This is a genomic window from Thermomonas brevis (assembly GCF_014395425.1).
Taxonomy (GTDB): Bacteria; Pseudomonadota; Gammaproteobacteria; order Xanthomonadales; family Xanthomonadaceae; genus Thermomonas; species Thermomonas brevis.
Map to the genome: position 1 here is coordinate 444,785 of NZ_CP060711.1, position 23,136 is coordinate 467,920.

The 23,136-nt window shown below is 68.1% G+C and carries 19 protein-coding genes and 4 tRNA genes; 1 reads left to right on the forward strand and 22 read right to left on the reverse strand.

Features of this window, described 5'->3' with window-relative positions; genetic code table 11:
• Positions 1–3: 3 nt before the first annotated feature.
• The 9 genes from wecB to H9L17_RS02080 all read right to left on the reverse strand — a co-directional run bounded on the left by wecB (position 4) and on the right by H9L17_RS02080 (position 10,477).
• Entirely contained in the window at positions 4–1,086 is a 1,083-nt protein-coding gene (gene wecB, locus H9L17_RS02040; RefSeq protein WP_343044053.1) for a non-hydrolyzing UDP-N-acetylglucosamine 2-epimerase, read from the reverse strand.
• 67 nt (positions 1,087–1,153) lie between these two features.
• Complete coding sequence (tviB, locus tag H9L17_RS02045) at positions 1,154–2,431, reverse strand: Vi polysaccharide biosynthesis UDP-N-acetylglucosamine C-6 dehydrogenase TviB (protein ID WP_187570723.1); 1,278 nt, start codon at positions 2,429–2,431, stop codon at positions 1,154–1,156.
• Positions 2,428–2,823, reverse strand: a complete 396-nt coding sequence (locus H9L17_RS02050; RefSeq protein WP_187570724.1) for a MarR family EPS-associated transcriptional regulator — start codon at positions 2,821–2,823, stop codon at positions 2,428–2,430. The genes tviB and H9L17_RS02050 overlap by 4 nt, the downstream gene beginning before the upstream one ends.
• 90 nt (positions 2,824–2,913) lie before the next feature.
• Positions 2,914–4,263: an O-antigen ligase family protein gene (locus H9L17_RS02055; RefSeq protein WP_187570725.1), complete on the reverse strand. Its 1,350-nt coding sequence runs from the start codon at positions 4,261–4,263 to the stop codon at positions 2,914–2,916.
• A 109-nt stretch (positions 4,264–4,372) separates the two neighbouring features.
• Positions 4,373–4,789, reverse strand: coding sequence for a hypothetical protein (locus tag H9L17_RS02060; RefSeq protein ID WP_187570726.1), 417 nt, complete (start codon positions 4,787–4,789; stop codon positions 4,373–4,375).
• 106 nt (positions 4,790–4,895) lie between these two features.
• Positions 4,896–6,116 (reverse strand): tetratricopeptide repeat protein, encoded by a 1,221-nt coding sequence (locus H9L17_RS02065; protein ID WP_187570727.1) that lies wholly within the window; start codon positions 6,114–6,116, stop codon positions 4,896–4,898.
• The gene (locus tag H9L17_RS02070) at positions 6,113–7,435 is read right to left on the reverse strand and encodes a J domain-containing protein (RefSeq protein WP_187570728.1); all 1,323 of its coding nucleotides are present in this window, start codon (positions 7,433–7,435) and stop codon (positions 6,113–6,115) included. Before H9L17_RS02070 ends, H9L17_RS02065 begins: the two co-directional genes overlap by 4 nt.
• 3 nt (positions 7,436–7,438) lie before the next feature.
• On the reverse strand, positions 7,439–9,739 hold the full coding sequence (locus H9L17_RS02075; protein WP_187570729.1) for a GumC family protein: 2,301 nt from the start codon (positions 9,737–9,739) through the stop codon (positions 7,439–7,441).
• A 21-nt stretch (positions 9,740–9,760) separates the two neighbouring features.
• The gene (locus H9L17_RS02080; protein WP_187570730.1) at positions 9,761–10,477 is read right to left on the reverse strand and encodes a polysaccharide biosynthesis/export family protein; all 717 of its coding nucleotides are present in this window, start codon (positions 10,475–10,477) and stop codon (positions 9,761–9,763) included.
• A 175-nt stretch (positions 10,478–10,652) separates the two neighbouring features.
• Between H9L17_RS02080 and H9L17_RS02085 the strand changes: the two genes are divergently transcribed.
• A tRNA-Val gene (locus H9L17_RS02085) sits at positions 10,653–10,727 on the forward strand.
• Between the two features lie 57 nt (positions 10,728–10,784).
• Here the strand turns inward: H9L17_RS02085 and cysN are convergent.
• The 13 genes from cysN to H9L17_RS02150 all read right to left on the reverse strand — a co-directional run bounded on the left by cysN (position 10,785) and on the right by H9L17_RS02150 (position 23,132).
• A complete protein-coding gene (gene cysN, locus H9L17_RS02090) occupies positions 10,785–12,686 on the reverse strand; it encodes a sulfate adenylyltransferase subunit CysN (RefSeq protein WP_187570731.1) in 1,902 nt (633 codons plus the stop codon).
• Entirely contained in the window at positions 12,686–13,591 is a 906-nt protein-coding gene (cysD, locus tag H9L17_RS02095) for a sulfate adenylyltransferase subunit CysD (protein WP_187570732.1), read from the reverse strand. Before cysD ends, cysN begins: the two co-directional genes overlap by 1 nt.
• 36 nt (positions 13,592–13,627) lie before the next feature.
• Complete coding sequence (locus tag H9L17_RS02100) at positions 13,628–15,253, reverse strand: FMN-binding glutamate synthase family protein (RefSeq protein ID WP_187570733.1); 1,626 nt, start codon at positions 15,251–15,253, stop codon at positions 13,628–13,630.
• 14 nt (positions 15,254–15,267) lie between these two features.
• Positions 15,268–15,354, reverse strand: a tRNA-Leu gene (locus H9L17_RS02105).
• A 218-nt stretch (positions 15,355–15,572) separates the two neighbouring features.
• Positions 15,573–15,646: transfer RNA gene (locus tag H9L17_RS02110), tRNA-Cys, on the reverse strand.
• Between the two features lie 126 nt (positions 15,647–15,772).
• A tRNA-Gly gene (locus H9L17_RS02115) sits at positions 15,773–15,848 on the reverse strand.
• A 47-nt stretch (positions 15,849–15,895) separates the two neighbouring features.
• Positions 15,896–16,468 (reverse strand): CDP-diacylglycerol--glycerol-3-phosphate 3-phosphatidyltransferase, encoded by a 573-nt coding sequence (gene pgsA / locus H9L17_RS02120; protein ID WP_187570734.1) that lies wholly within the window; start codon positions 16,466–16,468, stop codon positions 15,896–15,898.
• A gap of 9 nt (positions 16,469–16,477) precedes the next feature.
• Positions 16,478–18,346, reverse strand: coding sequence for an excinuclease ABC subunit UvrC (gene uvrC, locus H9L17_RS02125; protein ID WP_187570735.1), 1,869 nt, complete (start codon positions 18,344–18,346; stop codon positions 16,478–16,480).
• Positions 18,347–18,350: 4 nt separating this feature from the next.
• Positions 18,351–18,830, reverse strand: coding sequence for a low molecular weight protein-tyrosine-phosphatase (locus tag H9L17_RS02130; RefSeq protein ID WP_187570736.1), 480 nt, complete (start codon positions 18,828–18,830; stop codon positions 18,351–18,353).
• Entirely contained in the window at positions 18,823–19,608 is a 786-nt protein-coding gene (gene kdsB, locus H9L17_RS02135) for a 3-deoxy-manno-octulosonate cytidylyltransferase (RefSeq protein WP_187570737.1), read from the reverse strand. The genes H9L17_RS02130 and kdsB overlap by 8 nt, the downstream gene beginning before the upstream one ends.
• Before the next feature lie 319 nt (positions 19,609–19,927).
• Complete coding sequence (gene lpxK, locus H9L17_RS02140) at positions 19,928–20,947, reverse strand: tetraacyldisaccharide 4'-kinase (RefSeq protein WP_187570738.1); 1,020 nt, start codon at positions 20,945–20,947, stop codon at positions 19,928–19,930.
• The gene (gene msbA / locus H9L17_RS02145; RefSeq protein WP_187570739.1) at positions 20,944–22,698 is read right to left on the reverse strand and encodes a lipid A export permease/ATP-binding protein MsbA; all 1,755 of its coding nucleotides are present in this window, start codon (positions 22,696–22,698) and stop codon (positions 20,944–20,946) included. Before msbA ends, lpxK begins: the two co-directional genes overlap by 4 nt.
• Positions 22,695–23,132, reverse strand: a complete 438-nt coding sequence (locus H9L17_RS02150) for an ExbD/TolR family protein (protein ID WP_187570740.1) — start codon at positions 23,130–23,132, stop codon at positions 22,695–22,697. Before H9L17_RS02150 ends, msbA begins: the two co-directional genes overlap by 4 nt.
• Positions 23,133–23,136 lie beyond the last annotated feature (4 nt).

Genomic DNA, 23,136 nt, shown 5'->3' on the forward strand with positions numbered 1-23,136 from the left:
GACCTATCGCTTCCGCATCGACAGGAGCACGTCTCGAATACGGATGCTGGCGAGCCCGTCCCCGTACGGGTTTGCACCATGACTCATCCGCGAAAACTCCTTTTCATCGGTCAGGAGCAGTCCCACGGCCTCGGCGATGCGCTGCTCGTCCGTCCCCACCAGCTTTGCCGTCCCTGCCTGCAATGCCTCAGGACGCTCGGTCGTGTCGCGCATGACCAGTACCGGCTTGCCGAGCGATGGCGCCTCTTCCTGTATCCCGCCGGAATCCGTGAGCACCAGCGCACACTTGTCCATGAGCCGGACGAATGCGGCATAGTCCAGCGGTTCGATGAGATGGATATTCGACTTGCCGGCCAAGGTACTCATCACCGGCTTCCTGACGCTCGGATTGAGATGCACCGGATACACGACGCCGACGCGAGGGAACTCGGCGGCGATCCTGGCGATGCCGCGGCAGATGCCCTCGAAGCCCGGCCCGAAATTCTCGCGACGATGGCCCGTCACCAGAACCAGCTTTTCGTAGCCCGACAGGAATGCGAATCTTGCATCGAGATTTCGCTGAATCTCGACATTCGAAGCGATCCTGGAGCGCACCTCGAGCAGCGCGTCGATAACGGTATTCCCCGTGACGAAGACGTCGCTCCCGCCGATGCCTTCGCGCAGCAGGTTGTCGCGAGCTCCGGGAGTGGGCGCAAAGTGGAATTTCGCGAGCGAACCTACCGCCCTCCTGTTTCCTTCTTCAGGCCAAGGCGAATACGGATCGCCGCTCCGCAGTCCCGCCTCGACGTGCGCGATGGGAATCCGCGCGTAATAGCCCGCAAGAGCCCCGAGCAGCGTGGTCGTGGTATCCCCATGGACCAGGAGAACGTCCGGCTCGCAGTCGCGGATCACGCCTTCCATCCCCGCGAGGATCGATGATCCGAGCTCCATGAGCCCTTGGCCATCCCTCATGACGCTCAAGTCGTAGTCCGGGATCATTCCGAACAACGCCAGAACCTGATCCAGCATCTCGCGATGCTGGCCGGTGACGCAAAGCCTGGCCTCGAACCTCGGATCCTCCGCGAGCGCCAGATACAACGGCGCCAACTTAATCGCCTCAGGCCGGGTTCCAAAGACAAATAACGCCCTCAGCACCTCCCGCGCGGAACCTGGCTCACAGCCGGCCATCTACAGCTTCCTTCGGCAATACGGATTTGACGTCGTACAGCACCGACTTCGGCTTTCCGAACGCGCGCGCGCCCGCAGCTCCTAGCGCGCAGAATTGGCTGTGACTGACAGCAAGCACGACCGCGTCGTAGTCGCCTTGCTCCGGTGTTGCAATTGGCGTGATGCCATATTCGTGCTGCGCTTCGGCCTTATCCACCCAAGGGTCATGCACGTCCACACGGGCGTTGTAGCCCTGCAGGGCAGCAACGATATCCACCACCCGCGTATTGCGCAGGTCCGGGCAGTTTTCCTTGAAGGCCAGACCCAGAATTAGGATGCAGGCATTTACCGGGTTGATTCCCTTGCGCACCATCAGCTTGATGACCTGGTCGGCCACATAGGCGCCCATGCCGTCGTTGGTGCGGCGGCCGGCCAAGATGACCTGCGGGTGATGGCCCACTTCCTGCGCCTTGTGGGTCAGGTAGTAGGGATCCACACTGATGCAGTGGCCGCCCACCAAGCCGGGACGGAACGGCAGGAAGTTCCACTTGGTGCCGGCGGCTTCCAGCACGTCCAAGGTGTCGATGCCCAGTTTGTTGAACAGGATGGCCAGGTCGTTGACCAAGGCGATATTGAGGTCGCGCTGGGTGTTTTCGATCACCTTGGCGGCTTCGGCCACCTTGATGGTGGGCGCCTTGTGAGTGCCGGCGGTGATGATGCTGGCGTACAGGGCATCCACGAGCTCGGCAGTCTCCGGGGTGGAGCCGGACGTCACTTTCTTGATGGTAGTGACGCGGTGTTCCTTGTCGCCGGGATTGATGCGCTCCGGAGAATAGCCGGCGAAGAAATCCACGTTGAACCGCAGGCCGGAGACGCGTTCCAGCACGGGGATGCAGATTTCCTCGGTGCAGCCGGGATAGACGGTGGATTCGTACACCACGGTGTTGCCGGGCTTGAGCACGCTGCCTATGGCTTCGCTGGCCTTGACCAGCGGGGTCAGGTCCGGGCGCTTGGCGGTGTCGATGGGCGTGGGAACGGTGACGATGTAGAGGTTGCAGCCGGCGATATCATCCAGCCGGTCGGTGAAGGACAGCCGGGCGGCCTGCACCAGCAGCTCGGGCTCCACTTCCAGCGTGCTGTCCCGGCCTTCCCGCAGCTCCGCGATGCGGGCGACGTTGATGTCGAAACCCACGGTGGTATAGATCTTGCCGAATTCCACCGCCAGCGGCAGGCCGACATAGCCTAATCCGATGATGGCGATGCGGGCGTCCTGTAGTTGCGTCATTCCGTTGTTCTCTTGGTCGATCCGGAAGGCTGCTGCGCTGCGGATGGTGGTCCTAGGTTCGGGTTCGCATCCAGTTCCTGCCGCAGGAATTCGATTTCGGCGCGCAGGCGGTCGTACTCGCGCATCTTGCGGGCCAGGAAGTTGCGGGTCAGGGTCACCTTCGCGTCGATCCCGCTGGGCGTCAGCAGATAGGCGTAGCCGAGTTTGTTGGGATTGCGGCTGAAGTTGCCGGCTTTCACCCAGCCCTTGTCGATCAGGGCGCGCAGTGCGTAGTTGATCTTGCCCAGCGAGACGCCGGTATCGCGCGCCAATTCGCGCTGGCTGGCCTGCGGGGAGTCCGCCAGGCGCCGCAGGATGGCCACGCTGAGTTCGTCGGCGGTCTTCTGGGGCATCGGCGCGCTGCGTTCATCCGTTGAACAGTGGATCACAACTTACTGCGCATCGGCCGCCGTGGCAAGCCACGACGCCTCGTGGATTGCCAATCAGCTGCGGCGGCTGCATGCCTTGCGCTCGCGCGCATCGGCCAGGCTCGCCAGCATCAAGCCGCCCAATGCACCGGTGGTCGCCATCAGGGTGATCGTGCGCAGCGGATAGTCTGCCCAGGAATGCGCCAGCACCGCACAGATCGACGCAAGGCAGGCAGCGGCCAAAACGGCGCTGCGCCCCTCGCTGCGCACGATGCGCCAGCCGGCGGTCGCCAGCAACGCCAAGGCCAGCGCCAATACCACCATGCCCAGCCAGCCGGCCTCCAGCCACCATTGCGCATATTCGTTGTGGGCGTGGTTGACGTAGCTGGCCATCCGCAGTTGCGCGGGCGCGGCCTGCGCGAAGATCTGCACGAAGCTGCCCACGCCGCCGCCCAGCGGGGCTTCCGCCTGGCCGGCCGCCGCGGTGGTGGTGGCCATGATATGGCGCAGCTCTTCCGCCTGGTCCACTGCCATCCAGCCCATCGCGGCGCGCACGCCGACGATTGCCAACACCGCAAGCCCCAGTGCCACTGCAGTGGCGCGCTTGCTGCGCCCGATCATCCCGAGGCGCAGCGTGCCGGTCAGCACCAGCGCCAAGGCCAGCACGGGCAACGCGATCGCCATGCCGGCACGGGAGGTGGAGAGCGGCACCATCAACAGGAACATCGCCGCCAAGGCGAGATACCACCAGCGCCGATGCGAATGGGTTTCGCCGCGACGGGCGCGCAGGCGGGCCTCCGCGGCCAGCCCCACGGCCAGCGCCATGCCGATGATGCAGGCCGTTGCCTGGTGATTGGTGTTGGCGAGCAGGCCACCGAAACCGGCGTTGAAATCCTGGTACAGGCGCAGGCTGCTGTCGCGCGGCAAACCCGCCTGGAAAAAGGCGAACAGGACGTTGCACAGCACCAGCAGAACCAGCGCTTGCAGCAGCCGGCGCCGCTGCTGGTTCGGCAATGCGGCAGCCGCAAGGAATGTCGCCAGGGCCGGGAGCAGCGCCCACAGGGCATGTTCTGTGGCGGAAGGCGCCAAACTCCAATGCGGCGCGACATCGGCGCCGATCTGCACCAGATCGGCAACTAACGCTTGGCGCGCCTCGGGTACCGCCCATATGCCTGCCGGCAATGGCAACAGCTGCAGCACGGGCACCAATGCGATCAGGGAAACGAGGGCGATGCCCCAGCGCACGGGGCGCGGCACACCCCCATCGGCAAGCACCATCGCCGCCAGCAGCAAGACCGGCAGCGCTAGCAGCTGCAGCCATTCATCGACGGAGGTGTCGTCCGCGGTCACGCCGCCGCCGAGCCAGCAGGCGATCAACAGGACGGACAGGGCAGGCAGCAGCAGGCGGCGGGCGGTTTCGAACATCGTCAATGTCATCGTCTGGCGGCGCTTGACTGGCGGCAGAAACGAAACAGGGCAGGTCCAAGACCTGCCCTGCTTTTCTCGAACGCGACGCGCAAAGCGCGCCCGACAATCAGAAGTGACGGATGCCGGTGCTCAGCGGGCCGACAGGGCTATTCTCTTCGTTGCTGATCAACGCACCGACCACCGCGGCGGCGCCGACGATGATGGCGGCGTTGGTGCCGTTGGTGCCGCCGCTGCCATTAGAAGCGACCGCGTTGCACTGGCTCGGAACGGTGTAGACGCCCGGCTGGCTCAGCTGCATCTTGCAGCCGTTGCCGTAGACCAGCGTGGCCGAAGAGCCTTCGTTGACCATGATCTTCTGGCCCGAGGCCAGCGCTTGGCCGTTGCTGGCGGAGGCATAGTCGCCGCCGGCGCTGGCCATGACCGAACCGGAATCGATCTGCAGAGTGACGTTCTGGTCCTGCGCGAAAGCGGGCGCAGCGAATGCCACAGAGGCGGCAAGAAGAACAGCAGCGAACTTGGTCATGGCAATCGTCCTTGGTGTGCTTTTGCGTGGGGTACGCGTGGGGTGAGACTAGCAGTGCTACTATCCAACCGCAAGTGCTATCTAGCTGATTTTGCGGGACTTGCGTTCAGGTTTGTGGCGCCAGCGTGAATGCCGTCAGCCACAACTGGCCCACTACCAGCTGTCCGGCTCCTGAGGGCACCGGATTGACCAACCGCAGCCACTGCCCCGGACAGCCCGTCGGCGGAATGACGAAGTCCATCGCGGTCTCGCGCCAGCCGAAATTGCCTTCGATCGGATCGCTGCGTCCCGCAACGCGGGCCGGGCCGACGCAGATCACCTGCCATTGCAGTCCCATTTCGCTGCGCAGCGCCTGCGCGCGAACGCGCATCGTCAATCGGTAGCGTCCGGGGGACAGCATCAGCGCCTGCTCGAGTCCCGCGCTCGGAATCCGCCGCCCGATGAACTGCAGATAGGCGATCTGCCCACCGCTGCCGGCCGCTGGTTCGAATTGCAGCAGCACTCCCGGCACGCGCCGCCGGCGCCAGTCGAACCCCGTGTCGGAAGGCATCTGCGCGAAATCGCCGTTGTAGAGCAACGGCAGCCGCCCGTCCGGCTTGGCCGCCCTACCCGCCCAACGGGCATAGGCTTCGCCCCAGCGTCCCTGCGCCATCAGGCTGTCCAGCCAGCGCATGTATTCGTCTTTGCTCAGACCGTCGTTGGCCTGCAGCGCCTGCATCACCTGCCCGGCCGCCAGCGGGTTGCCGGACTTGGGATCCCGCAGTGCGGCCAGCACGCGGTTCCGCCACGGCGGCTCGCTCTGCAGCGTTCCCGCCAGCGCCTCGGCGAACGCCGGGTCCTGCGCCAGCTGCACCAGGACCGGGGTCACGGCGCGGATTTTCTGCGGCGACATCCGCAGCAGGTTGTCGATCTGCTCCAACGCCTGCGCGTAGTCGCCCTGCTCCAGATAGCGCTGGGCGAGCCAGGCGCGGGTGGGAACGTCTCGCGGCGCGCGGCGCGCGGCGATCCGGTAGAGGCGGAACGCCTGCGCGCGATCGCCCTGCTTGTCGCTGGCGGCGGCCAGGATGCGGAACGCCTCGCCCTGCAAGGGTTCGTGCGCCAGCAAACGGCGGGCGGTGACCTGCGCAGCCGGGGCATCGCCTTGCGCCAGCTGTCGCTCGGCCAGCGCCAGCAGCGCGCGCGGGTCGTTCGGACGCCAGCGCAGGGCGCGCTCCGGTTCGGTTTGCGCGTAACGCTCCGCCTGCATCTGGCCGATCACGCGCCAGCCGGCGAACAGGAGCGGTACAGCCAGAATGGCGATCAGCGAACCGCGAAAGCATGAGGTCATTGCGTGCGTTCCATGCTCAATCCGGTGACCAGCCAGTAGCCGTCGCGCCACTGCAGGCTGGCGATGAGCCGGCCGGTGCCGGCGTTGTCGCCGCGCATGATAAGCCCCGTGGTCAGCACCGCCTCCTCGCCGCCGACCCGCCATTGCGCGTCATCCAGTCGCACCCGCCCCGCACCGTGCAACTGCCGGCGCAGGAGATCCGCGCTGGCCTCGACGGCCGGACTGCTCCAGATAGGCGGCGCGGCCATGGTGGGCGTGCGCATGTAGCGCAACAGTTGGTCGCCGGCCTGGCGGACCGACTGGATGCGGGCGAAGCTGGGCGATGCAGGCAGCGGAGAAGGCTCCTCCGCGGGTGGTTCACTGATGCAGGTGCCAACGCCGCAAAGTGCTTCGGTTCCTGCCGATGTCCTGTGCGCGGCCATCGTGGCCGCAGGCCTGCTTACCTCGACTGGACGCGAAGCCGTCACGCTCGAAGGCATACCGGCGGGCAATCGCGATTCAGCCAGATCCGCGGGCAACGCCGGCGGCTCGACCACGCCAAGGGCAGCCATGCGCACCGGTGCGGAACCGAGGGCTGCAGGACGCACGGCATCCGCTGCGGGCACAGGCGCTTTCGCCGGCAACGACAGGACATCCGGCTCCGGATCTTCCGCATCGACCGCGGCAACGGGACGCGAAGCGTCTTCCCACTGCACCGATGGATGCCCCATGTCGCGCAGCGCCAGCAGCGCCAGCACGCCGCAGAGACCCAGCAGCAACAGCACCGGCAGACGGCGACGCCAGCGCGACGGCGCCGCGGCGGCCGCGGCGTCTTCCGGAATCCACGCGCGCACGCTGCGCAGGGCGCCATTGCTGTCGAAAATTTCCGGCGGACGCTGCTGCCTTAGCGCCTCGTCATAGACCTGGCGGCGATCGGGTGTGCGCAGGCGGTTCCAGGCGGCATTCACCCGCGTGGCGAATACCGCGTCGTCTTCGCTGTGCGACCGATCCGGATGCAACCACAGCTGCAGCAGGCGATGGTGGGTCTTGATCTGTTCGCCGCTGGCGCCGGCCTCGACGCCGAGCACCCGGTAGGCGTCGGCCTGCGAATGGAACAGCACTTCGCGCGCATAGAACCGGGCGGCTTCGCGCAGCCGGCTTTCCGGCTCCCCGAGCCGGCGCGACGCTTCCGCCAAGGCTTCGGGCATCGCACCGGCGGCAATGCCCAGGAGCAGTTCCATGCCCTGCGGCAGCGGCTTCTGCCGCAGCACATGCCGCTCGCCCGGCGCTTGCAGCAGCGCCAGGGCCCACTCCAGCGCGCTCCCCATCGCGCCGCCCATGGCTCAGCTCTTGGTCAAGCGCGGCTTGTCGCCATAGGTGTAGTACGAATACGCGCCGCCGTAACCATATCCGTAGCCATAGCCGGCGGCGCGGGCGTCGTACTTGGTCAGCAGGCAGCCCACGATGCGCGCGCGCGCTGCGAGCAGGCGCTTCAACGCCGCCTGCGCGGCGCCGATTTTTGTCTTGGCGCTGTTGACCACCAGCAGGGTGCCGTCGATCGCGTTCGAGAGGATCGGCGCGTCGGCCAGACCCAGCACCGGCGGGCCGTCGATGATGACGTGGTCGTAGCGCTCGGTGCCGATGGTGAGCAGGGACACCAGCTTGGAACCGGACAGCAGCTCCGCCGGATTCGGAGGCAGCGGGCCGGCCAGGATCACGTGCAGGCGCTCGTCGTCGGTCTGCTGCACGGCCGCGCTGAACGAGCAGCCGCCCGCCAGCAAGTGGCTGAGGCCGGATTCCGCACGCAGCCCCAAAGTCTTGTGCAGCGACGGCTTGCGCAGGTCGGCGTCGACCAGCAGCACGCGCTTGCCCAGCTGGGTCAAGTTGCGCGCCAGCGCCAGCGCGGTGGTCGACTTGCCCTCGCCCGGGCCGCTGCTGGTGACCAGCAGCGTCTTGGGCACGCCGTGGTCGGTGGCGAACTGCAGCGCGGTGCGCACCGAGCGGTAGGCCTCCGAGAACGAGGACTGCAGGTCGGCGGCGACCTCGGCCAGGTTCTCCTTCGGTCCCAGCTTCGGAATGATTCCCAGCACCGGCAGCTTGAGCTTGTGCTCGACGTCGTCCGGGGTCTTGATGGTGTCGTCCAGGAACTCCAGCAGGAACGCCGCCAGCACGCCCAGCATCGCGCCCAGCAGCAGGCCGATGGCGAGGTTCAGCAGCAGGTTCGGCTTGAATCGCCAGCGCGGCACTTCGGCGCGATCGATGATCGAGATATTGTTGCTGCGCACGTCGCCGGCCACACCGACTTCCTTGTAGCGCTGCAGCAGGCCGTCGTAGAGCTGGCGATTGGTATCGACTTCGCGCTTGAGGATGTTGTACTGGATGCTGCGGCCGTCGACGTCCAGCGCCTGCGTGCGCAGCGCCGCGATCTGCCCCATCAGCATGTGTTCCTGCGCGCTGGCGGCGTCGAACTCCGCCTTGACCGAGGCACGCACACCCGAGATCTCCTTGGCGACCTGGCGGTCCAGCTCGTCGATCTGGCTCTTGAGCTGCTGCATCTCCGGATAGTCCGGCTTGAAGGTCTGCAGCTTGAGCTGGTATTGCGACAGCAACTGGCCCTTCTGCTGCTGCAGCACGCGGATGTTGGAATTGCCGATCATGTCGGCCGGCATCGCGCCCGACGACGCCTGACGCCAGCGCGCCTGCGCGCGGATGCGCTGGTCCTGCGCCGCCGCCAGTGCGGCGTTGAGCTGGGTCAGGTTCTGCACCGCCAGCGACTGGCCGTTCTCGCCGGTGTTGACCAGGTTCTCCTGCTGCGCAAACTGGACCAGCTTGCGTTCGGAGTCCTCCAGCTTGGCCTTGGTCAGCTTGAGCTGGTCTTCCAGGTAGGTCTTGGCGTACGAGGACGCGCCGAAGCGACGCTCAAGGCCGGACGCGATGTAGCCCTCGGCGATGGCGTTGGCTACCTTGGCCGAGAACTGCGCCGAAGGACTGTCGAAATTGAGCTTCACCAGCCGCGAGTTGCGCACCGGTTCGATGCTCAGGCTGTTGCCGATCATCGTGGCGGCGCTGCGCAGTTCTTCCACCGCGTTGGCGTTCGCAGCGGCGTCCATCGCTTTCGCATCCTGCTTCGACTGCGGCTTCAACAGCGCCAGCATGCGGCCCAGCCAGCCCGAATCGTTGAGCCGGTCCAGCGCGGCCTGGTCCAGGTTCAGCTCGTTCGCCACCCGTTCAGCCAGCGAGCGGCTCTTGAGCAGTTCGTACTGGGTCTGCAGGAAGGCCGGATCCCAGCCGCCGCGATCGTCGCCCGGCTGGATGCCGTCCACCTGCACGACCTGGATGCCGTCCTTCTCCAACTGCAGCACGGTGGTGGCGCGATAGATCGGCGTCGCCGTCAGGGTGACCAGCAGCGCAAGCGCCACCACCCCGGCCAGAACGCTGGCGATCAGGCGGCGGCGCTTGACCAGGATGCGCCAGTAGGCGAGCAGGTCGATCTCGTCGTCGTCGCGACGCTCCTCCTGCATGTCCAGCGCCAGCGCGGTGCCGCCGCGATGCAGGCCGAGACCGTGCGCGGCAGCGCCGTCGGTGCGGGTAGGCAGGTGGCGGTTCTCGTCCGCGGGGCCAACGGGCAGATGATCTTCGGTCATGCGTGAATCGTCCTTGATGCGTCAGAACCAGCGGAACACGCCAATGGCCGGCATGGTTTCAATGAAACGGCGGAGCGCCGACTTGCTGCCCGACTGCTCGACCACGACGATGTCGTCGCCGTAGACCTGCGGGTCTTCGACCATGCCCTTGCGTACCAGGCGCAGGTCGTACACGGCCGCCTTGCGCTTGCCGCCAACCTGCCGCATCAGCACGATGCCGCCGAGGTCGGCAACCTTGTCATCCACGCCTTCGGCCAGCGCGATGGCCTGCAAGAGGCTGGTCTTGCCGGTGATCGGATAGATACCCGGCTTCTTCACCGCGCCTTCCAGGGTGATGCGCTGGCTGGTGTATTCCTTCACGAACACGCTGACCTGCGGGTTCTGCAGGAAGCCGTCGGCGTATTTCTTGCCCAGCTCGGTTTCCAGTTCCGGGATGGTCTTGCCGCCGGCCATCACCCCGCCGATCAGCGGCAGCGAGATCTGGCCGTTGGAATTGACGCGCACTTCCTTGTCCAGATCCTGCACCCCGAACACGCTGATCTGCAGCAGGTCTTGCGCACCGATGCGGTAGTCGCTGGCGCCTTCGTATGCGCCGGACGCGGAGGTGGTGTCGGGCGGCGGCAGGGCGGCGCCGACCAAGGCGTCGCCGGAGCTGCGGCGCGTTCCGCCGCTGCCGGCACAGCCCGCAAGCAGCATCGCCAGCAAGGCGATCCAAAGGAAACGCGTCCAGTTGCGCATGCGAATAGCTTCCATCCTCGAGGGAACGGGCATTATGCGGCGCGGGCCGGCACGCGCAACCTGAATACCTCCCCGTCCGTGAACGCGGCCTCAAGGTGGTGCCCGTCCCGATTGCGGCGGCCGTCCACGGACGGTTGCCTATCCGGCGCGTTCATGTACAATGCGCGGCTTCATCGGGCGGTTAGCTCAGCGGTAGAGCATTGCCTTCACACGGCAAGGGTCGCAGGTTCGAACCCTGCACCGCCCACCAGATCGAACGAAAAAGCCGGCCAATGGCCGGCTTTTTCGTTTCCCGATTGCGGACGCATCACAGCCCGAAGTCGTGCACGTCCAGACCCAACGCCGCGATCACCGCGTCGGCCAGCGCCACCGGGTCGGCATCGGCGGTGCGCAGGAGCAGCTCCGGCGCGGACGGCGCCTCGTAGGGCGAGTCGATGCCGGTGAAGTTGCGCAGTTCGCCGCGGCGGGCCTTGGCGTACAGGCCCTTGATGTCGCGGCGCTCCGCTTCCGCCAGCGCGGTGTCGACGAACACTTCCAGGAACTCGCCGGGCTCGAACAGCGAACGCGCCATCTCTCGCTCGGCGCGGAACGGGCTGATGAAGCTCACCAGCACGATCAGCCCGGCGTCGGTCATCAGCTTCGCCACTTCGGCGACGCGGCGGATGTTCTCGACGCGATCCTCGTCGGTGAAGCCGAGATCCTTGTTGAGGCCGTGGCGGACGTTGTCGCCGTCCAGCACGTAAGCATGCCGGCCCATCGCCATCAGCTTCCTGTCCACCAGGTTGGCGATGGTGGACTTGCCCGCGCCGGACAGGCCGGTGAACCACAGGCAGCGCGGCTGCTGGTGCTTGATGCGGGCGCGCGCCGCCTTGTCCACGTCGAGGTGCTGCCAGTGGATGTTGCCGGCGCGGCGCAGGGCGAAGTCCAGCGTGCCGGCGGCGACGGTGGCGTTGCTCTGGCGATCGATCAGGATGAAGCCGCCGAGCGTGCGGTTGTCGGCGTAGGCGGCGAACGGGATCGGCTGGTCGAGGTGCAGGTTGCAGAAGCCGACCTCGTTCAGCTCGAGGTGCTTGGCGGCCAGCTGCTCCTGCGTGTTGACGTCGACCTTGTGCTTGATCTCGGTGACCGACGCGCCGACGGTGCGGCTGCCGATCTTCAGCAGATACGGCCGGCCCGGCAGCAGGCGCTCGTCGCCCATCCACAGCAGGTGCGCGGCGAACTGGTCGGACACTTCGGGCGGATTGGCGACGCTGGCGATCACGTCGCCGCGGCTGGCGTCGATCTCGTCGGCGAGGGTCAGCGTCACCGCCTGCCCTTCCGCCGCCACCGGCAGATCACCGTCGGCGGCGACGATGCGCGCCACCCGCGAACGCCGCCCGGACGGCAGCACCACGACCTCGTCGCCCGACGTGATCCGCCCCGCCGCCACGGTACCGGCGAAACCGCGGAAATCCTGGTTCGGGCGGCACACCCATTGCACCGGCATGCGGAACGCGGCAGCGCCGTCGGCGCGCTCGACCGGCACGGTCTCCAGATACTCCAGCAGCGACGGCCCACCGTACCACGGCGTGTTCGCCGAGCGCTCAATCATGTTGTCGCCGCGCAGCGCCGACAGCGGGATGCAGTCCACGTGCTCGATGCCGAGCTGCGCCGCCAGTTCACGGTAATCGCCGACGATCGCATCGAACACGCCTTGGTCGAACCCGACCAGGTCCATCTTGTTCACCGCCAGCAGCACGCGGCGGATGCCGAGCAGTTGCACGATGTAGCTGTGCCGGCGGGTCTGCGTCAGCAAGCCCTTGCGCGCGTCCACCAGCACCACCGCCACGTCGGCGGTCGATGCGCCGGTGGCCATGTTGCGGGTGTACTGCTCGTGGCCGGGGCAGTCGGCGACGATGAACTTGCGCTGTTCGGTGCCGAAGAAGCGGTAGGCCACGTCGATCGTGATGCCCTGCTCGCGCTCGGCGGCCAGGCCATCGACCAGCAGGGCGAAATCGATCTCGCCGTTCTGGGTGCCGTGGCGGCGGCTGTCGGCTTCCAGCGCGCTGACCTGGTCGTCCAGCAACAACCGGGTGTCGTGCAGCAGGCGGCCAATCAGCGTGCTCTTGCCGTCGTCCACGCTGCCGCAGGTGATGAAGCGCAGGAGGCCCTTGGTCTCGTGCTGCTGCAGGTAGGCGGCGACCTGCACGTTCGCATCGTCCGTGCGCATCAGAAGTAGCCCTCCTGCTTCTTCTTTTCCATCGAGGCGGACGGGTCGTGGTCGATGACCCGGCCCTGCCGTTCGGACGTGGTCGCCACCAGCATCTCGGCGATGATCTTCTCCAGCGTATCGGCCTCGGATTCGATCGCGCCGGTCAGTGGATAGCAGCCCAGCGTGCGGAAACGCACGCGCTTGATCGCCAGCGTTTCGCCGTCGCGCAGCGGCAGGCGTTCGTCGTCGACCATGATCAGCGCGCCGTCGCGTTCCACCACCGGTCGCTCGGCGGCGAAGTACAGCGACGGCACCGGAATCTTCTCGCGGTAGATGTAGAGCCAGATGTCCAGCTCGGTCCAGTTCGACAACGGGAACGCGCGCACCGATTCGCCCTTGTGGATGCGGGCGTTGTAGAGGTTCCACAGTTCGGGGCGCTGGTTCTTCGGATCCCAGCGGTGCTGGGCGTTGCGGAAGCTGAAGATGCGCTCCTTGGCGCGCGACTTCTCTTCGTCGCGGCGCGCGCCGCCGATGGCGGCGTCGAAGGCGAACTTGTCCAGCGCCTGCTTCAGGCCCTGCGTCTTCATCACGTCGGTGTGCACGGTGGCGCCGTGGGTGATCGGGCCGATGCCCTGCGCCACGCCGTCGGGATTGGTGTGCACACGCAGTTCGACGCCGGTTTCGGCGGCGCGGCGGTCGCGGAAGGCGATCATCTCGCGGAACTTCCAGCCGGTATCGACGTGCAGCAGCGGGATCGGCGGGCGCGCGGGATGAAACGCCTTCAGCAGCAGGTGCAGCAGCACCGAGCTGTCCTTGCCGACGGAATACAGCAGCACCGGGTTGCGGAACTCGGCCGCGACTTCGCGCAGGATGTGGATGCTTTCGGCTTCGAGCCGGTCGAGATGGGAGAGCGCTGCGTTCAAGGTTGCGATGCTGCGGAAACGATGCCGCACAGCCTATCAGGTGGACTTGCCGCTCCGGAGCCGCGCGACATGCGCAGGCGGCATGAAGGCATCGCTGCGGGCTTGGTGCCAGAACTCGCGGAACACCGCGTGCTCGGGCAGGCGCGCCGTCAGCAGCTCGCCCGGCTCCAGGTAGCGGTACAGCGCGGCCAGCGAACGCACTTCGGTGGGCGAAACACGGCGCAGGATGTGCTCCGGCCCCAACTGGTCCGGATGCTCCAGGCCCGCCGCGCACAGCAGGTCGCGCAGCGCGCGCAGGGTGTTGTCGTGGAACGCCGCCACGCGCACGGCCTTGTCGGCCACGTCCAGGTGCTTCCAGCGCGCCGGATCCTGAGTGGCGATGCCGGTCGGGCAGCGGTTGGTGTGGCAGCTCAGCGACTGGATGCAGCCCAGCGCGAACATGAAGCCGCGCCCGGCGTTGCACCAGTCCGCGCCGGTCGCCAGCGTGCGGGCGATGTCGAAGGCGCTGACGATCTTGCCGGCCGCGCCGATCCGGATGCGGTCGCGCAAGCCCAATCCGACCAGCGTGTTGTGCACCAGCATCAGGCCTTCGTGCATCGGCACGCCGACGTGGTCGACGAACTCCGCCGGCGCCGCGCCGGTGCCGCCCTCCGCACCGTCGACCACGATGAAGTCGGGCAGGACGCCGCTTTCCTGCATCGCCTTGGCGATGCCGAACCATTCCCAAGGGTGGCCGATGGCGAGCTTGAAGCCGGTCGGCTTGCCGCCCGACAGCACGCGCAGCCGCGCCACGAACTGCAGCAGGCCCAGCGGCGTGGAGAACGCCGAATGCCGCGACGGCGACACGCAGTCCACGCCCATCGGCACGCCGCGCGTGACCGCGATCTCGGCGCTGAGCTTGGCCGCCGGCAGCACGCCGCCGTGGCCGGGCTTGGCGCCTTGCGACAGCTTCACCTCGACCATCTTCACCTGCGGGTCGCGCGCCTGCACGGTGAAGCGCTCCTCGCTGAAGCTGCCGTCGTCGTTGCGGCAGCCGAAATAGCCGGAGCCCAGCTCCCACACCAGGTCGCCGCCGGCCTCGCGGTGGTAGGGCGAGATCGAGCCCTCGCCGGTGTCGTGGTAGAAGCCGCCGCGCTTCGCGCCCGCGTTGAGCGCGCGGATCGCCGCCGCCGACAGCGCGCCGAAGCTCATCGCCGAGATGTTGAACACGCTGGCCGAATACGGCTGCGCGGTGTCGGCGCCGATCGCGATGCGGAAGTCGTGGCCGGCGATCTCCGCCGGCGCCAGCGAATGGTTGATCCACTCGTAGTCGATGCCGTACACGTCCTGCTGGGTGCCGAACGGGCGCACGTCGTCCACGTGCTTGGCGCGCTGGTAGATCAGTGCGCGCTGCTCGCGCGAGAACGGCACCTCGGCGGTGTCGGACTGGATGAAGTACTGCCGCATTTCCGGGCCGATGGTTTCCAGCCCGTAGCGGAAATGCGCCAGCAGCGGATAGTTGCGGCGCAGCGTGCTCCTGCGCTGCAGCAGATCGATCGTGCCTAGCAGCGCCAGCCCGCCGAACACCGCGACGCCCCACCACCAGTGCGGATACCGCGTCGCCAGCGCCAGCGCGAGGACCGTCAGGACGAGGCTGGCGACGTAGGCGGAATAGCGGGACACGGCCTCTCCTGGTGTGGTGCCTGGGGAGGGACTCGAACCCTCATGGCCTTGCGGCCGGCGGATTTTAAGTCCGATGCGTCTACCGGTTTCGCCACCCAGGCTTGCGCGGGAAGCTTAACGCGAAGGCATCATGGCGCGTAACTTCGCGGAGGCGGCCGCGATGGGCAGGCGCGTCGGGGACACGTCGCAAGTACGTCCATGTAGGCTAATCGGCGACATCCATGCCGCCGATTGTCCCCGACGCGCCTGCGCGCCACGACCACTCGCAGGATCCTGCATTGCGCAAGAAAAAAGCCCCGCGCGAGCGGGGCTTTTCGATTGGAGGCCGAGGTCGGAATTGAACCGGCGTACGCGGATTTGCAGTCCGCTGCATAACCACTCTGCCACCCGGCCGGATGACTGTTTCGCGTTCCGGATTCTTCCACATCGCGCGAACTCACGCGACATGCGACGAATCGAAAAACGCACCGGAACGTGGTCCGGAAAAAACGAAGCCCCGCGAACGGGGCTTCGTGAATCTGGAGCGGGAAACGAGACTCGAACTCGCGACCCCGACCTTGGCAAGGTCGTGCTCTACCAACTGAGCTATTCCCGCGTTGAGCCCGCCATTCTACGGGCTTTTTTCAGCCCGTCAACAGGGGCTCACAAACTTTTTTCGTCGTCCGCGCGCAGCGCCGGCCAGGCCGCGCGCACGTACTCGAAGCCCGACCACAGGGTCAGCATCGCGGCGGCGGCCAGCAGCCATTCGCCGATCACGAACACCGGGATGCCGAGCAGCGGCTCGCGGTACAGCAGGAAGCCCAGCGCGACCATCTGCACCGTGGTCTTGATCTTGCCCACCATCGCCACCGCCACCTTGGCGCGCTGGCCCAGCTCCGCCATCCACTCGCGCAGCGCCGACACCGCGATCTCGCGACCGATGATGACGCTGGCCCACAGCGCCATCCACACGGTGTGGTGGTGCTGCACGGTGATGACCAGCGCGGTGGACACCATCAGCTTGTCCGCCACCGGGTCGAGGAAGGCGCCGAACTTCGAGAACTGGCGGTAGCGCCGGGCGATCCAGCCGTCCAGCCAGTCGGTCACCGACGCCGCCACGAACACCACGGTGGCGGCCAGGTTCGACCAGCGGTGGTCGAGGTAGTACACCGCCACCAGCACCGGGATCAGGGCGATCCGCGCCAGCGTCAGCCAGGTGGGAACGGTCAGGGTCATGCGCGCATTCTACTTGCCGGGCTCGCCGCCGGCGGCGTCCTGCGCCAATCCGTGCAAGCTGTCCCACAGGCGCTGGGCCAGCGCGCGGTTGACGCCCTCGACCTTGGCGATCTCGTCCACCGCCGCCGCGCGCAGCCCCTGCAATCCGCCGAAATGCTTGAGCAGCGCGGCGCGGCGGCGCGGCCCGATGCCGGCGATATCCTCCAGCCGGCTGGTGCTGCGCGCCTTCTGGCGCTTGCCGCGGTGGCCGGTGATGGCGAAGCGATGGGCTTCGTCGCGCACCTGCTGCACCAGCTGCAGCGCGGGCGACGCCGCACCCGGCTGCACCTCGCGACCGTCGGGCAGCAGCAGGGTTTCCGCACCGGGTTTGCGCTCCGGGCCTTTCGCCACGCCAACCAGTGCGACGCCGGTGATGCCGGCGTCGGTCAGCACGTCGCGCGCCTGCGCCACCTGCCCCGCGCCGCCGTCGATCAGCAGCACGTCGGGCAATATCGCGTCCGGCTCGCCCTCGGCGACGGGACGGAAGCGACGCTGCAACGCTTGGTGCATCGCCGCGTAGTCGTCGCCGGGTTCGATGCCGGCGATGTTGTAGCGCCGGTACTGCTTGCGCACCGGCCCCTGCGCGTCGAACACCACGCACGAGGCCACCGTCGCCTCGCCCATCGTGTGGCTGATGTCGAAGCATTCGATCCGCGCCGGCAATTCCGGCAGGCCCAGCAGTTCCTGCAATGCCTCCGCGCGCGCCAGTTGCGCGCTGCTGCTGGCGAGTTCGGTGGCCAGCGTGAGCTGCGCGTTGCGCCGCACCAAGTCGAGATGGGCGGCGCGTTCGCCGCGCACGCTGGTGCGCAGTTCGACCTTGCGGCCGGCGTGTTCGGACAGCGCGAGTTCGATCAGCTCGCGCTCGGGAATGTCGCCATCCAGCACGATCTCGGCCGGCGGCGGCTGTTCGGCGTAGTACTGCGAGACGAACGCGGCCAGCACCTCCGCCGCGCTGTCCTCGCCGTTGGTCTTCGGGAAGAACGCGCGGGTACCGAGGTTGCGGCCGTCGCGGAACGCCAGCAGCAGCACACAGGCGGCGGCGCCCTGCATCGCCACCGCCAGCACGTCGAGGTCGGCGTTGCGGCCGTCCACGTATTGCCGCGCCTGCAGCTTGCGGATGGTGGCGATCAGATCGCGCAGGCGCCCAGCCTGCTCGAACTCCAGCGCGTCGCTGGCGGCCTGCATCGCCGCCGTCAGCTCGTTGCCCAGTTCCTCGCTGCGCCCTTCCAGGAACAGGCTGGCGCGGCGCACCGCATCGGCGTAGTCGCGCTCGTCCACCAGCCCCACGCAGGGCGCGCTGCAGCGGCCGATCTGGTATTGCAGGCAGGGTCGGCTGCGGTTGCGGAACACGCTGTCCTCGCAGCTGCGCAGGCGGAACAGCTTGTGCATCAGGTTGAGCGTTTCGCGCACCGAGGCGGCGCTGGGATACGGCCCGAAGTAGCGACCGGGGATGGCGCGCGGGCCGCGGTGGAAGGCCAGCCGCGGCCATTGCTCCTTCGTCAGCAGCACGAAGGGATAGCTCTTGTCGTCGCGCAGCATCACGTTGTAGCGCGGCTGCAGCGACTTGATCAGCTGGTTTTCCAGCAGCAGCGCGTCGGCTTCGCTGCGGGTGACGGTGGTTTCGATGCGCGCCACCTGCGCCAGCATCGCCATGATGCGGGCCGGCTTCGGGGTGGCGTTGAAATAGCTGCCGACGCGGTTGCGCAGCGCGCGCGCCTTGCCGACGTAGAGCAGGCCGCCGTCGGCGTCCAGCATCCGGTAGACGCCGGGCGCCAGCGGCAACGCGGCGGCGAAGGCGCGGCCGTCGAACTCCGGGGTGGGCGCGCTGCGTCTGGCCATCCGGTCAGAACCGGCCCTGTCGCACCCACTCGACGATGCCCTGCGCTGCGGCGTCGACCAGCTTGAAGGCCTGCTCGAAATCGCGCGTGCTGCCGTAGTACGGGTCGGGCACGTCCTTCTTGCCGACGCCGCTCCATTCCAGCAGCAGCTCCACCTGCGCGTGCGAGGTGCGCGGCTTGCGCATGCGCGCATCGTGCAGGATGGTGCGGTCGGCGCACAGGATGGTGTCGAACTCGTCGAAGTCCTCCGCCACCAGCCGGCGCGCGCGCAGCGCGGAGATGTCGATGCCGTGCTTCGCGGCGCAGGCGATGGCGCGTTCGTCCGGCGCATGGCCGATGTGCGAGCTGCCGGTGGCGGCCGAATCCACGCGCGCGCGTTCGCCCAGCCCGGCCTGCTCCAGCCGCGCGCGCAGCACGCCTTCGGCGGTGGGCGAGCGGCAGATGTTGCCCAGGCACACCATCAGGATGCCGGTCGGTCTAGCCATGGTCGTTCCCTGACTGTTGCTGCATGAAGATGCGTTCCGCGCGGGCCAGGTCCTCCGGCGTATCGACGCCCGGCGGGAACGGCGAAGGCGCCAGCGCCACCGCGATCCGCCAGCCCGCTTCCAGCGCACGCAGCTGTTCCAGCGATTCCACCCGCTCCAGCCGGCCCGGCGGCAGCGCCGCGAACGCGCGCAGCGCGGAGACGCGATAGCCGTAGATGCCGATGTGCCGCAGCCACTGCCCTTCCGGCATGACGCTGCGGTCGCGTGCGAAGGCGTCGCGCGGCCACGGCACCGGCGCGCGGCTGAAATACAGCGCGTCGCCATTGCCGGCGCGCACCACCTTGACCGCGTTCGGGTCGAGCAGCATCTCGATGTCGTCGATCGGCGCGGCCAGCGTGGCGATGCCGGCGCCGCTGTCGGCCACCGTGCGCGCCACGCAGGCGATGCCGTCCGCCGGCGCGAACGGTTCGTCGCCCTGCAGGTTCACCACGATGGCGTCATCGGCCCAGTCGGCGATGCGCGCGCATTCGGCCAGGCGATCTGTGCCGGACTGATGGTCGGCCGCGGTCATCGCGACCTGCACGCCGCTGCCTTGCAGGGCGTCGGCGATGCGGACGTCGTCGGTCGCCACCCACACCTCGCGCGCGCCGGCGGCGAGCGCGCGGCGGGCGACGTGCAGCACCATGGACTCGCCGCCGATCTGGCGCAGCGGCTTGCCCGGCAGGCGCGAGGCGGCGTAGCGCGCGGGGATGGCGACGATGAAGTCGGAAGGAGTCATGGGCGCATTATCGCTTGTCGCCGATCCGGCTGGAGCATGCGCGGCCGGATGCGAAGCCTGGGCAGCACCGAACAAGTCGTTCTTGCTCGTCATACACAGCCATTCGGCTGTGAAAGATGCCCGCGAAAGCGGGCGGCTCCTGACAGACGAATGTCTGTCCAATTCAAGGACATTGCTTTTCAGGGGTTTACGTCCATGGATTCCCGCTTTCACGGGAATGACGGTTCTTGCTCAGCGTTGCCTGAGTGGCAAAGGACATCCCCACCAGATCGATGCTCTCCAGCCGGCGCCACACTCCGAGACAAAGGCATCGACGCTATCAAGTGTCGCGTGCGGGCAAGCGCTCCAGCAGCGCGTCCCAGAACGCGTCCGGCAACACCGCCTCCACCGGCACCATGAACGTCTGCGCATCGGCGAAGGCGGCGCACTTCACCGCGTCCTTCTCGGTCATCAGGATCGGCAGCCTGCTGCCGAACTCGAAATCGGCCGGCGTGTAGAGGTGGTGATCGGGAAAGGCGTGCGGCACCACCGCGATGCCGGCTCCGCGCAGCATCGCGAAGAAGCGCTCCGGCTCGCCGATCCCGGCGACCGCATGCACGCGCTGGCCGGCGAACGCCGCCAGCGGAAGGCCGCGCCCGCCCAGCAGCGGCCGCACGTCGCCGATGCCGAGCCGCATCGGCCATTCGCCCGTCATCTGCGCGGCATCGCTGGTCGCGGCGTCGGCCACGCCCAGGTTGACCACGCGCAGGGCGCAGTCCGCCGCGCGCTCCAGCGGTTCGCGCAGCGGCCCGGCGGGCAGCAGCAGGCTGTTGCCGTAGCGGCGGCGCACGTCCTGCACTTCGATTTCGACGTCGCGCATCAGCCGGTAATGCTGCAGGCCATCGTCGCAGACCACGATGTCGCAGCCGGCCGCGGCCAGCGCGCGCGCAGCCACGACGCGGTCGCGGTCGACCCGCACTTTCGCGCCGGTGGCGCGCGCGATCAGCAGGGGTTCGTCGCCCGCGGACGCGGCGTCCATGCCCGGCTCCACCCAGCGCGGCGTCGAAGCGTCCGCGCGCCCGTAGCCGCGGCTGGCGACGCCGGGCGTCCAGCCGGCCGCGCGCAGCCGTTCGACCACGGCGACCGTCAGCGGCGTCTTGCCGCTGCCGCCGGCCACCAGGTTGCCCACCACGATCACCGGAACGCCGGGATGGTGGCGGCGCAGCAGTCCGCGCCGGTAAGCCCAGCGGCGCAGCGCGACCGCCGCGCCGTACAACGTCGAAACCGCGCGCGCCCACAGCGGTGGCGCGCTGCCGTCGAACCACCATGCGGGCGTCTGCGGCAACCGCGTACCGCTCAAGCGCCCTGCTCCCGGAACTGCGCGGCGTGCAGCTGCGCGTACACGCCGCCGCGCGCCAGCAGCTCCGCGTGCGTGCCCCGCTCCACCAGCCGGCCATCGTCCAGCACCAGGATCTGGTCGGCGTGCTCGACGGTGGACAGGCGGTGCGCGATGACCAGCGTGGTGCGGTCCGGGATCAGCTGCGCCAGCGCGTCCTGCACCAGCCGCTCCGAGGCGTTGTCGAGCGCGGCGGTGGCTTCGTCGAGGATCAGGATCGGCGCGTCCTTGAGCATCGCGCGGGCGATGGCGAGGCGCTGGCGCTGGCCGCCGGACAGCTTGCCGCCCTTGACCCCGATCTGCGCCTGCGCGCCTTCGGGCAGTTGCGCCACGAACTCCATCGCGTTCGCGTCGCGCAGCGCGCGCGCGACGCCGTCGGGATGGGCATCGCGCAGCTCGCCGTAGGCCACGTTCGCGGCGACCGTGCCGTCGAACAGCATCACCTGCTGGCCCACCATCGCCAGCTGCCGGCGCAGGTCGGCCAGCGGGTAGTCGTCCAGCGGATGGCCGTCGAGCAGGATTTTGCCGCTGTCCGGCTCGTAGAAGCGCGGAATCAGCTTCACCAGCGTGGACTTGCCGCTGCCGGAGCGGCCGACGATCGCCGTCACCGTGCCGGGCCGCGCGGTGAAGCTGATCCCCGCCAGCGCCGGGCGCGGCTGGTCCGGATAGGACAGGCGTACGTCGCGGAACTCGATCAGCCCGCGCGCGCGCGCCAGCGGGCGGGTGCCGGCATCGATCTCGTCGTCCGCGTCCAGCACGTGGAACAGGCGTTCGGCCGAGGCGATGCCGCGCTGGAGCGCGCCCTGCACGTTGGTGAGCTGGCGCAGCGCCGGGATGATCGCCAGCATCGACATCATCAGCTGCACGAAGCCGCCCGCGGTCAGCCGCCCTTCCAGCGCCTCGCGGCCGGCGAAGAACAGCAGCAGGGCCAGCCCGATGGCGCCGGTCAACTGCACCACCGCGGACGCAATGCTGCGGGTGGCCTCGACCTTCAGGCTCAGCTTCAGGTTGTGGTTGGCCAGCGCGGTGTAGCGCTCCAGCTCCGCCGCCCGCGCGCCGTAGACCTTCACTTCCTGCTGGTTGGACAGCGCCTGGTCGGCGGCCAGCATCATCTGCGCCGAGGTTTCCTGCACGCGGTGGCCGAAGCGCCGGTAGCGCCGGCCGACCTTGTCCATCATCCAGGCGATGGCCGGCCCCAACAGCAGCACCGCCAGCGTCACCCGCCAACTGGCGTACAGCATCACCGCCAGCATCGCGATCACCTGCAACGACTGCTGCAGCATGATCTTGGCGGAGTCCACCACCGCCTGCGCCACCTGGTCGCTGTCCGAACCCAGCCGCACCAGCATCGACGGCACCGGCTCGGCGTCGAGGCGCAGGCCCGGCAGGCGCAGGTACTTGTCCATCGCGTTTACGCGCATGTCGCGGGCGACGCCGCGCGCGGCCTTGGCCATGTACAGGTCGGTGATGTAACCGGCGATGCCGCGTACCACGAAGATGCCGACGATGGCCAGCGGCAGCAGCAGGCCGAATTCCGGGTTCTTGGCGACGAAGGTCTCATCGACCATCGGCTTGGTCAGCAGGCCGAACGCACCGGCCGCCGCGCCTTCCAGCAGCAGGCCGACCAGTGCCAGCAGCAGCACGCCGCGATACGGGCCGGTCAGACCCAGCAGGCGGCGATAGAGCGCCCAGGGCGAAGCGGCGCCGTCGCTCATGCGTCCTTGTCCTGCCCGGCCGGCTGCGGCGCGGTGGCATTGGCGACCTTGCGGAAGCCGAGCTGGGCCAGCGCGTCGTAGGCCGTCACCACCGCCTGCCAAGGCGTGCGCGCGTCGGCACGGATCAGCACCGTGCGCTGGCGATCGTCGCCGGCCACCTCGCGCAGCGCCTGCTTCAGCGATTCCACGTCGGTGCGCAACACCTCGCGATCGCCGACGAAATAGCGCCCGTCCGCGTTGATCAGGATGCCCAGCGGCTGCGCCTTCGTCTCGGCGGGCTGGCCGTCGGCGCGCGGCAGTTCGAGCTTCAGCACCGAGCGGGCGTCGAAGGTGGTGGTGACGACGAAGAAGATCAGCAGGCACAGCACCACGTCGATCAGCGGCACCAGGTTGATCTCGGGGATGTCGTCGTCGCGGCGGTCGGCGATCCGCATGCGT

What these genes read in the sequence shown, in the direction of transcription:
- tviB (WP_187570723.1), bottom strand. Translation starts at nt 2,431, where the DNA reads ATGACGCAACTACAGGACGCCCGCATCGCCATCATCGGATTAGGCTAT.
- H9L17_RS02050 (WP_187570724.1), bottom strand. Translation starts at nt 2,823, where the DNA reads ATGCCCCAGAAGACCGCCGACGAACTCAGCGTGGCCATCCTGCGGCGC.
- H9L17_RS02055 (WP_187570725.1), bottom strand. Translation starts at nt 4,263, where the DNA reads ATGTTCGAAACCGCCCGCCGCCTGCTGCTGCCTGCCCTGTCCGTCCTG.
- H9L17_RS02060 (WP_187570726.1), bottom strand. Translation starts at nt 4,789, where the DNA reads ATGACCAAGTTCGCTGCTGTTCTTCTTGCCGCCTCTGTGGCATTCGCT.
- H9L17_RS02065 (WP_187570727.1), bottom strand. Translation starts at nt 6,116, where the DNA reads ATGACCTCATGCTTTCGCGGTTCGCTGATCGCCATTCTGGCTGTACCG.
- H9L17_RS02070 (WP_187570728.1), bottom strand. Translation starts at nt 7,435, where the DNA reads ATGGGCGGCGCGATGGGGAGCGCGCTGGAGTGGGCCCTGGCGCTGCTG.
- H9L17_RS02075 (WP_187570729.1), bottom strand. Translation starts at nt 9,739, where the DNA reads ATGACCGAAGATCATCTGCCCGTTGGCCCCGCGGACGAGAACCGCCAC.
- H9L17_RS02080 (WP_187570730.1), bottom strand. Translation starts at nt 10,477, where the DNA reads ATGCGCAACTGGACGCGTTTCCTTTGGATCGCCTTGCTGGCGATGCTG.
- cysN (WP_187570731.1), bottom strand. Translation starts at nt 12,686, where the DNA reads ATGCGCACGGACGATGCGAACGTGCAGGTCGCCGCCTACCTGCAGCAG.
- pgsA (WP_187570734.1), bottom strand. Translation starts at nt 16,468, where the DNA reads ATGACCCTGACCGTTCCCACCTGGCTGACGCTGGCGCGGATCGCCCTG.
- uvrC (WP_187570735.1), bottom strand. Translation starts at nt 18,346, where the DNA reads ATGGCCAGACGCAGCGCGCCCACCCCGGAGTTCGACGGCCGCGCCTTC.
- H9L17_RS02130 (WP_187570736.1), bottom strand. Translation starts at nt 18,830, where the DNA reads ATGGCTAGACCGACCGGCATCCTGATGGTGTGCCTGGGCAACATCTGC.
- kdsB (WP_187570737.1), bottom strand. Translation starts at nt 19,608, where the DNA reads ATGACTCCTTCCGACTTCATCGTCGCCATCCCCGCGCGCTACGCCGCC.
- msbA (WP_187570739.1), bottom strand. Translation starts at nt 22,698, where the DNA reads ATGAGCGACGGCGCCGCTTCGCCCTGGGCGCTCTATCGCCGCCTGCTG.
- H9L17_RS02150 (WP_187570740.1), bottom strand. Translation starts at nt 23,132, where the DNA reads ATGCGGATCGCCGACCGCCGCGACGACGACATCCCCGAGATCAACCTG.